Origin of the sequence: Protofrankia sp. Cas3 (genome assembly GCF_963555955.1) — a bacterium.
Classification (GTDB): Bacteria; Actinomycetota; Actinomycetes; order Frankiales; family Frankiaceae; genus Protofrankia.
The window spans coordinates 1-14,156 of the sequence record NZ_CAUVXP010000063.1; the positions used below are offsets into that span (position 1 = coordinate 1).

12 protein-coding genes are annotated in these 14,156 nt (G+C 70.0%); 1 reads left to right on the forward strand and 11 read right to left on the reverse strand.

The features are described 5' to 3' along the window. Positions 1–233: 233 nt before the first annotated feature. The 7 genes from U9983_RS13645 to U9983_RS13675 are packed head-to-tail and all read right to left on the reverse strand — an operon-like array spanning position 234 to position 4,571. Complete coding sequence (locus U9983_RS13645; protein WP_322754384.1) at positions 234–2,423, reverse strand: FtsK/SpoIIIE domain-containing protein; 2,190 nt, start codon at positions 2,421–2,423, stop codon at positions 234–236. Next, complete coding sequence (locus tag U9983_RS13650) at positions 2,420–2,578, reverse strand: hypothetical protein (protein WP_322754385.1); 159 nt, start codon at positions 2,576–2,578, stop codon at positions 2,420–2,422. The genes U9983_RS13645 and U9983_RS13650 overlap by 4 nt, the downstream gene beginning before the upstream one ends. After that, positions 2,575–2,751 carry a hypothetical protein gene (locus tag U9983_RS13655; protein WP_322754386.1) on the reverse strand — a complete coding sequence of 59 codons (177 nt, stop codon included), beginning with the start codon at positions 2,749–2,751 and terminating at the stop codon, positions 2,575–2,577. The genes U9983_RS13650 and U9983_RS13655 overlap by 4 nt, the downstream gene beginning before the upstream one ends. After that, complete coding sequence (locus U9983_RS13660) at positions 2,748–3,482, reverse strand: DUF2637 domain-containing protein (protein WP_322754387.1); 735 nt, start codon at positions 3,480–3,482, stop codon at positions 2,748–2,750. Before U9983_RS13660 ends, U9983_RS13655 begins: the two co-directional genes overlap by 4 nt. Further along, positions 3,479–3,703: a hypothetical protein gene (locus U9983_RS13665; protein WP_322754388.1), complete on the reverse strand. Its 225-nt coding sequence runs from the start codon at positions 3,701–3,703 to the stop codon at positions 3,479–3,481. The genes U9983_RS13660 and U9983_RS13665 overlap by 4 nt, the downstream gene beginning before the upstream one ends. Before the next feature lie 23 nt (positions 3,704–3,726). Beyond that, positions 3,727–3,972 (reverse strand): hypothetical protein, encoded by a 246-nt coding sequence (locus U9983_RS13670; protein ID WP_322754389.1) that lies wholly within the window; start codon positions 3,970–3,972, stop codon positions 3,727–3,729. Further along, the gene (locus tag U9983_RS13675) at positions 3,969–4,571 is read right to left on the reverse strand and encodes a hypothetical protein (RefSeq protein WP_322754390.1); all 603 of its coding nucleotides are present in this window, start codon (positions 4,569–4,571) and stop codon (positions 3,969–3,971) included. The genes U9983_RS13670 and U9983_RS13675 overlap by 4 nt, the downstream gene beginning before the upstream one ends. Before the next feature lie 621 nt (positions 4,572–5,192). On the opposite strand from U9983_RS13675, the gene U9983_RS13680 reads away from it, so the two are divergent. Further along, positions 5,193–5,435, forward strand: coding sequence for a hypothetical protein (locus U9983_RS13680; protein ID WP_322754391.1), 243 nt, complete (start codon positions 5,193–5,195; stop codon positions 5,433–5,435). Positions 5,436–5,545: 110 nt separating this feature from the next. On the opposite strand, the gene U9983_RS13685 is transcribed toward U9983_RS13680, so the two are convergent. From U9983_RS13685 to moeZ, 4 genes are all read right to left on the reverse strand, one after another. Next, positions 5,546–8,860 (reverse strand): ATP-dependent DNA helicase, encoded by a 3,315-nt coding sequence (locus U9983_RS13685; protein WP_322754392.1) that lies wholly within the window; start codon positions 8,858–8,860, stop codon positions 5,546–5,548. Beyond that, positions 8,857–12,378, reverse strand: coding sequence for an ATP-dependent helicase (locus U9983_RS13690; protein WP_416211388.1), 3,522 nt, complete (start codon positions 12,376–12,378; stop codon positions 8,857–8,859). The genes U9983_RS13685 and U9983_RS13690 overlap by 4 nt, the downstream gene beginning before the upstream one ends. Positions 12,379–12,443: 65 nt before the next feature. Next, a complete protein-coding gene (locus U9983_RS13695) occupies positions 12,444–12,833 on the reverse strand; it encodes an MGMT family protein (RefSeq protein WP_322754393.1) in 390 nt (129 codons plus the stop codon). 70 nt (positions 12,834–12,903) lie between these two features. Beyond that, entirely contained in the window at positions 12,904–14,076 is a 1,173-nt protein-coding gene (gene moeZ, locus U9983_RS13700; protein WP_322754394.1) for an adenylyltransferase/sulfurtransferase MoeZ, read from the reverse strand. Positions 14,077–14,156 lie beyond the last annotated feature (80 nt).

Consider the following 14,156-nt stretch of genomic DNA (forward strand, 5'->3'; position numbering starts at 1 on the left):
GTGGAGATCTCCCACGCTTCGCGGCGTGCCTGCCGTGCCGCGGCGTGCGGGCCGGCGCCTTGGTCGCGAAGCTGGCGGGCACGAGCGCGAATCTCGGCTTCGGTGGGGATGCGGGCCATGGTGTGTCCTCCGTGGGGTCGCTGTGGCCCCGATTCGTTGATCGCCTGCGACCTGGTCTAGGGGTCTAGAGTCCAGGTCACGGGCATGATCGACGTCTAGACCCAGGTCTAGACCTAGACTTCTGCCGCTCTAGAGATCGCCAGCCGGACCGCGTCCCGGGTGACCCCGCTGGCATTGCCGGGGGTGCCGTCAACGGCCGTAGCCCACAGCTGCTTCGCCACGTCGACACCAGCCGCACGTAGCGCGCCACCGAGTCGCTGGGATGGCCACGGGTCGCCGTCCAGTTGGTAGCGCTGGTCGACATCGGCCAGGCGCACGGCCAGGACCGCGAGATGCTCGCTGTCGTCCCGCATCACGGTCAGGACGTCGCCGAGGAAGCGATGATCCGGACCATCGTCGGCTACCTCGACAGCCTGACCGGCCGCCTGCCCGGTCAGGGTTCCGGTCGCGAGGCGAAGTGCCCGTGCCCGGTCGGCTATCCGCTCCGCCGCCGGCGCGTCCACATAGGCGCCTCGCACGACAATCGGATCGTCATCCAATCCAGCCAACCAACCGATGCCCTTATCCTTTCGGCCGAACTGGTAGCTTTGCACGCCGCGCGCGGACATTCCCGTACCGAGGATCATGTTGTTCTCGACATGACCAGCGACGCGCAGACAGAATCGCAACCCCATGTTCGCGCTGATGTCCTTGGGCAAGGATTCCGCCGTAGGTCGCTGCGTCGCCAACGCCAGCATGATCCCCAATGCGGGACCGCGCTTGATGATGGCGACACACAACCGGGTGGCTTCGTCCTTGAATTCCTTGTGGGAGAACAATTCCTGGCATTCGTCGATCGACAGCAGGATCGGTGCCAGTCCCGACCCGGGTCTGTGCGCCAACTCTGGGGTGATCTTGTTCTCCGGACACACCGCCTTCGGCAGGCTGCGGATGAGGTCTGCGCGCCGCTCGAGTTCGGCGTAGACCTCTTCCAGGCCGTCCATCGTGGCCCGTAGCGTCGCGTCGCTGGCGCCGCTGGCGTACCGGTGCGCGCACTGCTCACCAGGTGAGGAAAGGTCCCCGGTGCCCTTCAGCTCGTACACGTACAGCACGACGTGTGGGTCCAACGCCGCACCGAGCAACAACACCCGTAGCGCCATCGTCTTCCCGTAGCGGGGCATCGCACCGATCAGCACCGAATCGAAGATCAGCGGAATGGACACCGGCCGTAGCCGCTGATCCGTCCCGAACGGCAACGGCTTGAAGATATCCGCCTGACCGGCTTTCGCCAGCGGCCACAATGGCGCCTTCGCCTTCGCCAGCGTCGTTTGTCCGACCCACAGCCGCATACGCCCCGGGTGCTCGTCAGATTCCGGCTCGGGCCACACCGCACCGAGCGGACGCCGCAGACCGGACGCCAGCTTCTCGCGCTTGTCTGCGACCTCCGCCACCGTTACGCCGTACGGCAAGTCGAACTGTGCCAGCCATCCCGGACCGTCAATGGCGATCGGTGCGACCCATTCCAATCCGGTCGTGGCGATCTTCGTCGCGATCGAGGCGGGTAGGCCGCAGTTCGCCAACGCCCGTTCCACCACGTCGCTGGTCAGCTTGGGTGCGCGGCTGGACACGGTGGTGGGACTGTCGAGGATGGGCCGGTCGCGGCGCCTTCCTACCGCACCGAGGGCCAGGACCCCGGCAACGGTCGTTGCCACGAACAGACCCGGCTCAGCGACGTACAGGGCGCTCTGACCGGCAACGACAGCCGCCAGGCCCACGCCGCCAATCCGGGTCCGGCGCTTCATTCGGTCGTCTCGTTGACGACTCAGCGCGAGGTAGGCGGCCGAGTCCTTCGCGTCGAGGATGGCGAGACGATCGCGGGTCGCACCGTCGCCCGCCCATCGGATCATCGCGTGCGTGGCCTTCACGGCGCCGCGGGGCGACCCGGACGCCAACCGGACGCCGTACAGCGGCCCACGCGCCGCGTGAAAGGCCACCGGGTGCAGTGCCTCGCCCACACTCCAGACGATTGCCCGGCGAAGCTGGGACACGTCCCGGACCCATGGCGCCACCACCGGGCGCCGGTCGGCCGGCCGCTCCCATGCTGGACGATCATCGTCGGCCGCTGGGCTGTCGACCGGCATCGACGTGTGGTCGTCCGCCTGGTCGTCTACCTCGCGGACCCCAACCGGTGCAACCGTGCCGACAGCCTCGACAGCCGGTGTGACAGCCTCGACAACCGGCGTTGCCGCAGGGATGAGCAGGACGTCCGGCACAAACGGTGCCAACGCGTCCAGTGCCACCGTGCCGTTGCCATTGCCGTTCACCGCCGCTCCTCCTTCGGGACGGCAGCGTGGCCGTCCGCCGGCATGCTGCGCGGTGCGTGGACCCACTCGACCCGGCCGAACGGGCGGGTCGAGTGGTCGACAAGCCGGCTGTAGACCCATGCGCCGCAGGTGGCGCAAACGGCGCGGGTGCTCATGCGGCACCGTTTTCACGGCGGGCACGGATCGTCGCCCGGCGCTTATCGTTTGCCGTCCGGTCCGGGTTGCCGTACTTCCGCTCGCACTTGGCACAGTAGGAATCGGCGGTCACACCGTCGTAGACGCGGACGGCCGGCTTGTCGCACCATCCGCAGATGATCGGGGTGCTCATGCCGAGACCTCCCGGCGTAGGTCGGAGAGATGGCGGCGGACGGTGGCGGGGGCGACCCCGACCAGTGGGGCGAGATCCTCCGCCAACTGGCGGGTTGATCTCCCGTCGTCGGCTGGAATCTTGCTGACAAGCTCTGCCACGCGATGGCGTGAGCCGGGCGTGCGGGGCAGTGGCGCGCCCTGAACCGGAAGTGGCTCATCCACTACCGGATTCGGTGGCTCAGGTTGCACCACTTGTGACGCGCTTGTGTCGTCCAGCTGGAGGCCACGGCCGGACCCGACGGTCACCGTCTCGCCGGCGTGAGACTCACCCTCGGGTGGAAGCTTCGCCTCGAGTGCGGGTGCAGCAAGGTGCCCGCCGATCTCTACCAGGCACACCGATGCGACCACGACCAGGCCATCCACCGAGATCGGAATCAGGTGGGCCGACGTCGCAGTCTCGCCGTACCGGCCGCAGACCTCGACCATGTGCCAGTAGCTGACCCACGCCGCGATGGACGAGATGGCCGCTGTGGCGCCACGGCGGACCCACGCCAGACCCGGACGGTGCACCGGCACTCGGGAAATCAGTTCGATGGTCAGCAGCAGGGCGAGTGGAGACCAGGCCGCGATGACCCGACCCGGGATCGAGGGACGCGCGGCGAGGATGTTCGCCGCGACGGACGCCGCGACCCCAAGGGCCAGGACTGCGCGGACCGCCCACCGGATCCGGTGCAACCGCTCCCCGGTCATCGGTCATCCCGCGGGGAAAGCGCCTCAGCCTTGGCTGTCGAGATCTCTTCGGCAGCCGTGCACAGCAACTCCTGCGCAACGGCTATTTGGGTCAGTGCGTGGTCCCACCGGTCGGCCGGCGCCGTGCCCTGTGCGGCGCCCAGTAGGCAGGCAACGGCCCGATCGAGCGGGTGGCGCGTCGCCAGCAGAGCCTCGTAGGCGGCGTACGCCGTCAGGCTCATGCCGTATCGGCCCATCGCGCCGCTCATGACCCACCCGCCGCGATGATCCGTGCCGCGATGTGCTCCGACAGCTGGAGGCGACGGGCGATCTGCCGGACAGGCAAGCCGGCCGCGTTCATCCGCGCCGCAGCGACCTGCTGCTCTGCCGGTCGTAGCCGTCCAGCTCCCGCTGAGTCGGCTACCACTCGGTTTACGGCGATCTCGTCGATCAGGCCGTCATCCCACGGGGTGTCAAGCTCGCCCGGACGGGTCATCGTCGGTGCGGTCATGCCGCACCGCCGCGGGATGCCTCGACAGCCGTGCGGATGAACGCCGCTGCGCGGGTGTAGTCGCTGTCGTCCCACTGCCAGCCGGTCAAATCGGCCAACATGCCCGGCCGCTCCAATTGGCGGAGGATCTCCGTGATCAGGTCCGGGTCCACCTCGTCGACGGGCGGTACCGGCGGGGCGTCCGCGTCCGTGCCGTGATCCACATCGTCGTGATGGCAGTCCAGATGCTCCGGACCGGCGCCGCAGTCGTAGACCTCACCGTCGATCCGGTCGCCGCAGATGATGCAGTGCGGGGCGATCGCGGAGCGGATGGGGCAGGGGCACTGGAGGCCATGGGCTGCCCGTGCGCACCCAACGAACGAGTGATCGTCCCGGAGATGTCCGCATGATCGGCATAGCCCATGCTGCCAACGGTCATCGGGCACGTCGCCCACGGCCAAAGCCAGGACGACGTCCGGCGCCTTGCGCTGGACAGGGACGGTCCCACGGGACGGCAGGTCACCGGCCAGGGTCAGACGTGGGGTTCGGGCCATGGCGACCAGCACCAGGACCGCGAGTACGAGCGCCAGGTGCACGCCCGCTGGTTGGATGGTGAACACGGTTCGGGACCTCCAGTGGTCTCGGATCGAGGCCCTGACGTGGTGTGTTAGCACCCGTCAGGGCCGCTTACCGCGACCGGAGATCCTTCTAGCTACCCGTATTTTTTGCGGGTAGCCGTCATGATGACCGTTTCCACCTACCGCTGGACGACATTCGGCCGAGCGGTAGGTAGAAAAGCACGCTGGAGCGACAGAAGTCACCTACCGTCGGCATAGCGCAACGGCCAGCGCAACGGCCAGCGCAAGGGCCAGCGCAAGGGCCAGCACGCGCAACGGACAGCACAAGGCCGCGGGCGCCACCGCGAACCGGTGGCGCCCGCGGTTTTCCTTGTTGTCCGGGCGCGGGCCGGCGCGGCCCGCCACCGATGTCGGTTCGACCTGGTCATTCGACCTCGTCAGCCCCTGGCCAACACCTGGCCATACTCAAGCCGCACTGCACCTGGCATCCCACAGCAGACGCACAGCAGGTACTCAGCCCGCGCCCAGCCCATGCTGATTAGCTGTTTGTGGACAAGAAATTCCGGGAAAGTCAGCCGGCCCAAGGGCGTGCGATCCTCGTTTTCGCGCACGCTCGACGGCCCCAAAGAAAGCCAGTCAGCCAGCCAGCCAAAGGAGATTGCCATGAACTCGTCGCTTTCAGCTCACGGCACCAGCCGGGACAGCGGCCTGTCGCGCGCGCTGGTGCGTTACGTGGCTGCCGCCGGAATCGCGCTGGTGGCGGTTTTCTCCGCCACGGCCGCCACTGACCTGAGCACGGCGGGCACACCCCTCATTCTCAGCGCGATGTCGAGTACCGCCACGACATCCGGTACGACCACGAGGCTGGGTGAGTCATCGCTCCCGCAACTGGTGCACGTTGTCTGATCGCTGCAGCCGAGCGCGGCTGCTCACCGACCTTCCCGGGCAGCGGCGAGCAGCTCATCGAAGAAGAAACCCGCCTTCGCCTCGATCGGCCGGCCCGGCCCGATCCCCCGTCAGCGGGCAGTCCGCGGACCGTCAGATCTCGGTGACGGGTCGGCGAGGAGGGCCTCGAGGTCGGGTTCGGACAACAACGGCGGACGTGCGACCTCACCCGAGCGGACATAGAGGAATGCCGCGTCCACCGCGTCCGGACGCACCCCCCGCAACCGCGCCCAGGCCAGCCGGTAGACCGCCAGCTGAACCGCGTCCGCATGCTGGCGGCCGGTCTTCCAGTCGACCACTTCCCACCGGCCGCCCCCGAGGTCGTACACCGCATCGATGCGCCCCCGGACCGCGCGGCCGGCGATCAGCAGCTCGAACGGCGCCTCTACCGCGAACGGACGCCGCCGACCATACGGGCTCGCCAGAAACGACTCCCGCAACGCCGCGATCTCGCCGTCGTCCACCGCCTCGTCCGCAGCCCCCGGCAGATCCTCGGGATCGAGCAACGGGGCCTGCTCGAAGACGCCCTCCACCCAGGCGTGAAACGCCGTACCTCGACGCGCCTGCGGCGCCGGGCGCCGCGGCATCGGGCGGGCGAGGTCGCGGGCCAGCCCCGCCGGATCGGACCTCAACTGCACCACCTGGGAAGCGGTGAGCGCACGCGGCAACTCCACCTCGCGGGAGGGCCGCCGGGCACGGCGAGCTTCTTCCAACAGCAGCTCGACATCACGGTCGAGTTCGGCGAGCGTCTGCCGTTCCGCCGGGGTCATCCCATCACGATCGTCCACGGGCAGCGGCTGATCCGCGCCCAGCGCGCTGAGGTATCCCGTGACCTGTTCGGCGGCGGCGCGGCGGCGGGCATAAGCCGCAGGCTCATACGGCAGCGGCCAGTCGAGGTCTTCCATGCCGGCGAGCTGCGGATTGGTCTCGTCCTCGGACGGTTTCGGCGCCCACACCGCGACCCTGCCGTGGCCGGCGCGCACGTGTTCGTACAACTCGTCGAGGAACACCGACGGCCCACGCAACCGACGCTGCGCCGGCCCCCACCAGTGCCCGCTGCCGAACAGCAGGGACTTGGCCCGGGTGAACGCGACATAGCCGAGACGGCGTTCCTCCCGTTCCAGATAGGCGTCACAGTCGGCGGCGAAGCCGGCGAGGTCGGGCTTACCGAGGCCGGGCAGCACGGGCAGATCGTCGGCGTCCCCGCGCAGGGCCGTGGGTAGCACCGACGGCGATGTGGTCCACTTCGACCGGACGGTAGTGATCGGAAAAACCGTGTGACTGAGGTTCGGCACGGCCACGACCTCCCACTCCAGCCCCTTGGACTTGTGGACGGTCATCAGCTGGACGGCATCCGCGCCGGACGGGCTGGTCGCGTCCAGACCACGCTCGTGTTCCTGCGCGGCACGCAGGAATGCCAGGAACGCACGGACCGAACCGTCGTTGTCCAGACCGGTGAAGCCCGCCGCGACGTCGATGAACGCGGCAAGGTTGTCACGGCGGCGGGCCGTGACCGCCTCGGGGCTCGCCGCCAGTTCCACGTCCAGACCGGTGACCTCGACGATCCGGTGGATGACGTCCAGCAGTGGCTCGTCGATGTGGGCCCGCAGATAGCGCAGCTCCGCACCGAGCATCCGCAGCCGGGCCCTGGCCTGGGGCGACACCTGTGGGCCCGGGTCGTCCAGCACGTCGGCGAGCGCGACCACGTCGCAGGGGTCGATCCCGAGCACCGCCTCATCGAGCGCATCGGTCGGCAGCGCTTCGCCCGCCGGCTGGTGGGGTACCAGAGGGTCGGATCCAGGCTGGTCGAGGGGGGCAGTGCGGGCCACCCCGACCCCGACGGCCTCACGCGCCGCGCGCCCGAGCGCCGCGAGGTCACGGCGGCCCAGCCGCACCCGCGGACCGGTGATCAGCCGCGTGAGGGCCGCGTTGGCCGTCGGATCGTCCAGCACCTCCAGCGTCGCGATGACGTCGGCTACCTCCGGCAGACTCAACAGACCGCCGAGGCCCACGACCTCCACCGGCAGTTCAGCCGCTAGCAGGGCCGCGTACAGCGCGGGGACGTCGCGACGCGCCCGCACGAGTACCGCGCACTCCCCCGGCCGTGCGCGGCCGGCACTGACGACCTCCCGCAACGTCGCCGCGATCCAACGAACCTCCTGCGACCAGGTCGGATGCAGCGCGATAACCGTTTCGCCGCGGTCTGCGACGTCGTCACGCGGACGCAGCCGCGCGACGCGGTGTCGGGCCCGCAGGCCGGCCGCGACCGCGTTGGCCAGGCTCAGCAACCGCCCACCGCTGCGTTGGTTGACCGACAGCTCGTACACCCGCGCCGGCCCGCCGCCACGGCGCGGGAAATGGTCCGGAAAGCCGTCGAGGTTCGCAACGGACGCGCCACGCCAACCGTAGATGGCCTGGCATGGATCACCGACGGCCGTCACCGGATGACCACCGCCGAACAGGCCTGCGAGCATCTGCCGCTGCGCTACGGAGGTGTCCTGGTACTCGTCCAACAACACGACCCCGGCCCGGGAACGCTCCGACGCGCCGACCGCCGGCACGGTGGCGGCCAGTCGGACGGCGTGGCGGACCAGATCACCGAAGTCGATGACGTCGAGCTCGCGTTTGGCCGCGCGGAACTCCGCGACCATTGCGGCGAGCTCCCGGCGGGACCGGGCGACCAGGGCCATCCGGCCGAGAGCGTCGACATGACCTTTGTTACGCGGCCGTTCCTGTTCGGCGATGAGCACCGTTTCGATCTCGGCCAGCCAGCCGAGATCGAAACCAGCCAACGCCGCCGGTTCGACAAGGTGCTCGCTGCATTCCGCGTCAAGGGAGATGATGTCGCCGACGAGCATCGACAGCGGCCTGGTCAGCGCCGCGACCGGTCCGCGGTGGCGGCGCAGCACCCGCCCGGCGAGCTGGTAGCGGGTTGCGTCGGCAAGGAGGGTGAAACCCGGTTCCAGGCCGAGCCGCAGCGCGTGGTCGGTGACCAGCCGTTTCGCGAACGAATGGTAAGTGGACACGACCGGCTCGCCGGGCTCGCCGTCACAGGTTTCGCCCCCCGTTACGCCGGCGGCACCCGTGAGACCGGATTTCTCCAGGCCACGGCGGATCCGGTCGGTGAGTTCGCCCGCGGCCTTGGTCGTGAAAGTGAGCCCGAGCACGGCGTCGGGCGCCACCTGACCGGTCACGACCAACCACACGACCCGGGCGGCCATCACCGAGGTCTTGCCCGAACCAGCCCCGGCGACGATCACCCCGGGCTCCAGCGGAGCGGTCGCCGCCGTGATCTGCTCATCGGTGAACGGCACCCCGAGGAGATCACGCAGCTCCGCCGGCACCAGGTCCAGCCCCGCCGGTCGAGCCGCCGCAGCCACGGTCATGTGATCACCTGCTGTCCCTCATCCTGGGCTGGGCAGCATCGCCGAAACGTGCATGTCGGGCAGGACGCGCCCGGACGTGGCGGGAAGCGCTCCGCGTCGATGTGTTCGACCGCGTCCAACAGCAGGTCGTCTACCCAGGTGGGGCCGTCGACCGGCAGTGCCTCCTGACGTTGGACCTTCGGCGCCCGAGCCGCCGGGGTCGCAACCGGCGGATCCGGCGCCGGGCTTGGCGCCGGGCTTGGCGCCGGGCTTGGCGCCGGGCTTGGCACCGACTCTGGCACTGGACCTGGCACTGGACCTGACGCCGCGTCAAGACGCAGGTGTACCAGTTCCGCTCCGCCGGGCTCGGCTCGGGCTCCATCGGCGTCGCACGCCACCGCTCCGTGACGAACGGCAAGCTGATAGGTGCCGAGCTGCGGATGGCGCGCCACATCCGAACTGGACGGAGCCGTCCGACCCGTCTTGAAATCGACGACGTGTACCCGGCCGTCATCGTCCAGCTCGATGCGGTCGATGAAACCCCGTAGCTTCACCGTCCGTCCGCCCACCACGATGTCGCAGCTGAACGGGACCTCGCTGGCCACCAACCGCCGATGGCGCGTGGCCGCGTGCCACACCAGGAACCGGGCCAGCGCCTGGCGCGCCGCCGCCCGCTGCTGCTGGGAACGCCACGGCGCCTCATAGGCGAGATGGCGCCACACCCGTTCCAGCCGGACGTCGAGCGCGTCGAGGTCGGGAGCGGTCCGCCCGGTCGCGACCTCGTCGGCGAGTGCATGCACGACCTTGCCGAAGCCCATGTCGGAGCTGGTCGCGGCCTGCGCATGCGCCTCGTGCTCAAGGAACCAGCGCATCGGACAGGTCGCCAACACCGACAGCGACGACCCCGACAGCCGGATGGGGGTGTCCGCGGCGACCGCTGGAACGTCGCCCGCAGTCACCTCGGCCAGCCCCCACCACCGACCTGGACGGGCGGAGGGGACGAGCGGCCGACCCACGTCGTCAACCGCGGCCGCGAGCCGTGCCAGCCGCACCGATGCGGCCGCCCGCATCGCCGGCGTCGAGGCCGGGTCGACCGTGGTCCGGCGCAGCGCCGCAACCGCCGACGACAGTGTGAGCGGACGGGCCAGCCGGGAACGGTGCATGGTCACCGAGACACCGAGCGGTCCCGCGTCGCACAGTTCACGAAAGAACCGGCTGGGACCCGCACCCTGATCCTCGGTGGAGTCGACCGCGGTGACGACAAGCCGGCGCCGTGCCCGGGTCAACGCAACGTAGAACAGCCGACGTTCGTCCGCAAGAAGTTCGGTGCGGGTCGCGGCCTCACGCATCCCCCCGCACTCCGGGCGGTCCAGGCGTTCGGACTCCAGCAACGAGTGGCGGGTTCGCAGGTCCGGCCATTGCCCGTCCTGGACGCCGCAGACGACCACGACATCCCATTCCAGGCCTTTGCTGCGATGGGCGGTCAGCAACCGGACCACGTCCGCCCGGGCCGGACGCTCGGTCAGCGAATCACCGGTGATCTGCTGCTGTTCCAGTTCGTCCAGGAGTGGGCCGATGCCGGTGCCGGGTCCGTGCCGCACGCTCGAGCGGCCGATGGTCGCGAACAGCGCGACCAGAGCGTCCAGATCACGGTCTGCCGCCCGGCCGGCGGCCCCGCCCGCGGCGGACGCCCGTTCCAGCCGGGCGGGCCAGCCGGTGCCCGACCACAGCACCCACACGACGTCCTCGGGCGTGCCGCCGCCGTCGCGCACCGCGCGCGCCGATCGCAGCAGCTCACCCAGGCGCCGGGCCGGGCCCGCGATGTGGTCGGGGACCATCAGCAGGGTGCGGTCGGGGTCGGCGACGGCCTGCCGGATGAGTTCCGCCGACGACGCCGGCACGGCCGCCGTGGGCGACGATGCCGGCACGGCCGCCGTGGCCGGGTCGCCCACGTGGGTGGCGACTACGGCACGATCGATCACGGCACGATCGATCACGCGCAATGCGCGGCCCAGCGCCCGCAACGCGGTCGGGTCGGCACCACCCAGCGGACCGGTCACCAACGTCCGGGCCGCCTCGGCGGTCAGCTCCCGGCCGGGGTTGTCGACGCAGCGCAGCGCCAGCAGCAGCGGCGCGACCGCACCATCGCGGGCCAGCGGCAGTTCATCGCCTGCCACCTCGACCGGCACGCCCGCGGCGGTGAGCATCCGCCGCAGCGGCGGCACCGACCGGGCCGCGCTGCGCACCAGCACCGCCATCCGGTCCCACGGGGTGCCGTTCTCCAGATGCTCCCGGCGCAGCAGGTCGGCAATGCCTTCGACCTGAGAGCCCTCGGATGTGTACGTCCGGGCCTCAACGCGTTCCGCACGGCGTGCCTCGGAGGTTCCCGACCCGGTTTCGCCGCCGGCCGCGATCAGATCCCGATGTGCGCGCAGGTACTGGGCGGGCAGACCGGTCGCGGGGATACGGCTGGCGATCTGCCGGCTGACGGCGAGCGCCACCGGCCCCAGCCGTCGGCAGCGCCGCAGGGCCACCACCTCGGCCGGGAGCCCGTCCGCGCGGGGAAACCGGGTCGGGAACGCCAACAACCCGCGCACCTCCGCCCCGCGGAACCCGTAGATCGACTGGTCCGGATCGCCGACGACGACGAGGTCGCCACCACCCCCGGTGACGGCCCGCAGCAGCCGCTCCTGCGCGGGGTCGGTGTCCTGGTACTCGTCGACGAAGACAGCCTGATAACGGCGACGCAGGTCAGCACCGACGTCGTCGCCTTCGGCGACCGCGGCGGCCCGCTGGACCAGCTCGGAATAGTCGATCATCCCTTCGAGATCAAGCGCGTCGAGGTAGTCGGCGTAGAAGGTCGCCATCGCGGCCCAGTCATCCCGGCCGGTCCGCCGAGCCAGTGCGGCAAGCGCGTCCGGGCTCAGCCCCACCTCACGGGCCCGGGCGAGCATGGCCCGTACCTCCTCGGCAAAGCCCCGGGATGTGAGACAGCCCGCGAGCGGGGCCGGCCATCGCGGCCGGCCGACCTCCACCGTCCCGGCAAGAAGATCACGAAGCTTGGTGTCCTGCTCGGGCCCGGACAGCAGTCTCGGCGACACACCACCTGGGTCGGCCGGTCGGCCCAGCCGTAGAACGGCATAGCACCAGGCGTGAAAGGTCCAGGCCAACGGGGCGCCGACGGCGGCGCGCAGCCGTCGGGTGATGCGTTCGCGCAGCTCGTGGGCGGCCCGCCGGCTGAAGGTGAGCACCAGGATGGACTGCGGGTCGAGCCCGTCCTCCACCCGCCGGGCCACCGCCTCGACGATCGTGGTCGTCTTACCCGTACCCGGCCCGGCCAGGACGAGCAGCGGACCGCCGGTGTGATCGACGACACGGGCCTGGTCGGCGTCGAGGACCGGCGGGCGCGGGCGCGCCGGCGGGGTCCGCACGAGCCGATATGCCGACGGACCAACCGCGGTCGGGACCGCCCGCGCCGCCAGCCGGGGAACCCCGGCCGTGCCCTGGTGGGCGCTCGCCCGATCCTGGTGGACTGTCACGCGCACAGCACACCATGCGCCACCGACAGAACCGGACGGTCCCACCCTCGGGCGCTCGAAGCCTGTCAGGGGGTTGTCCGGCCGTCCCAGCGGGCCGCGCCCAGATCCACCCGCTCCCCGCCGGGACGCAGCACCGTGCCCTCGGACGCCAACCGTCGCAACGCCTCGTCCGGGGCGCTCGGGTTCGGTGCGCCGGTGGAGCGGATCACCCGGTGCCAGGGGATGTCGTCATCATGACCATGGCGGGAGAGCACCGCGCCGACCGTTCGGCCCGTCCCCGCGCCCACATACTCGGCGACATCGCCGTAGGTCATCACCTTGCCGCGGGGAATGCGCGTGACCGCCGCAAGGACGGTCATCGTGTACGGGCTCGGCCGGCCGCCGATGACGATCCGGGTGGCGAGCCCCGCTGACACACTGAGCGGCGGCTGGTGCCGCAGCTCGTCCCCGACCATCGCGACACCTCACCAACCGCCGGGGCCGGCCGGGCGCGGACCGCCCGGCCGGAAGGCCGCAAGCAGCTTCTCAGTACACCGGTAGGGACTTGTCGACCTGGGTCGCCCAGGCGGTCACACCACCCTGGACGTGCACCGCCGAGGAGAACCCCGCGGCCTTCAGCGTCGCCAGCGCATCGGCCGAGCGGACACCGCTCTTGCAGTAGACGACGACCCGGCGGTCCTGCGGCAGCTCGGAAAGGTGCGCCGGCAGCTCACCCTTGGGGATGAGGCGCGCCCCCGGAATGCGGACGATCTCCCACTCGGCCGGCTCCCGGACGTCGACGAGCTCGATCGGCTCGCCGCGGTCGAGCCAGTCCTTCAGCTCTACTGCAAGGATCGTCGAACCGGCCGCCGCCTGCTGGGCCTCATCCGAGACGACGCCGCAGAAGGCCTCATAGTCGATCAGTTCGGTGATGGTCGGGTTCTTACCGCACAGCTCACACTCCGGATCCCTACGCACCTTGATCGAACGGTAGCTCATCTCAAGTGCGTCGTAGACCATGAGACGACCGACCAACGGCTCGCCGATCCCCGTCAGCAGCTTGATCGCCTCGGTCGTCTGGATCGACCCGATCGACGCGCACAGGACGCCGAGGACACCACCCTCGGCGCAGGACGGCACCATGCCCGGCGGGGGCGCCTGGGGGTACAGGCAGCGATAGCACGGGCCGTGCTCGGCCCAGAAGACGCTCGCCTGCCCGTCGAACCGGTAGATCGAGCCCCAGACATATGGCTTGCCGAGCAGCACGCAGGCGTCGTTCACCAGATAGCGGGTGGCGAAGTTGTCCGTGCCGTCCACGATCAGGTCGTACCGGCTGAAGATCTCCATGACGTTGGATGTGTCCAACCTGGTCTCATGCAGGACCACGTCAACGTACGGGTTGATCTCCAGGACGGTGTCCCGGGCCGACTGCGCCTTGGACCGTCCCACATCCGACCGGCCGTGGATGATCTGCCGCTGCAGGTTGGACTCGTCCACGGTGTCGAAATCGACGATGCCGAGCGTTCCCACCCCGGCTGCGGCCAGATACATCAGGGTCGGCGAACCCAGCCCGCCGGCACCGACGGCCAGCACCTTCGCGTTCTTCAGCCGCTTCTGGCCGTCCATCGCGACATCCGGAATGATCAGATGCCGGGAGTACCGGCGGACCTCGTCAATGGTCAGGTCGGCCGCGGGCTCGACCAGGGGCGGCAGGGACACGATCTCTCCTCGCGGTCACAGCGGCGACATCCATACATCCGCCGTACATCCGGTATGGATCCGTGTAGATCCGACACCAT

Coding starts and splice junctions, on each gene's coding strand:
- U9983_RS13655 (WP_322754386.1), bottom strand. CDS start 2,751: ATGAGCACCCCGATCATCTGCGGATGGTGCGACAAGCCGGCCGTCCGC.
- U9983_RS13685 (WP_322754392.1), bottom strand. CDS start 8,860: ATGACCGTGGCTGCGGCGGCTCGACCGGCGGGGCTGGACCTGGTGCCG.
- U9983_RS13650 (WP_322754385.1), bottom strand. CDS start 2,578: ATGAGCACCCGCGCCGTTTGCGCCACCTGCGGCGCATGGGTCTACAGC.
- U9983_RS13665 (WP_322754388.1), bottom strand. CDS start 3,703: ATGAGCCTGACGGCGTACGCCGCCTACGAGGCTCTGCTGGCGACGCGC.
- U9983_RS13660 (WP_322754387.1), bottom strand. CDS start 3,482: ATGACCGGGGAGCGGTTGCACCGGATCCGGTGGGCGGTCCGCGCAGTC.
- U9983_RS13680 (WP_322754391.1), top strand. CDS start 5,193: ATGAACTCGTCGCTTTCAGCTCACGGCACCAGCCGGGACAGCGGCCTG.
- U9983_RS13695 (WP_322754393.1), bottom strand. CDS start 12,833: ATGGTCGGGGACGAGCTGCGGCACCAGCCGCCGCTCAGTGTGTCAGCG.
- U9983_RS13670 (WP_322754389.1), bottom strand. CDS start 3,972: ATGACCGCACCGACGATGACCCGTCCGGGCGAGCTTGACACCCCGTGG.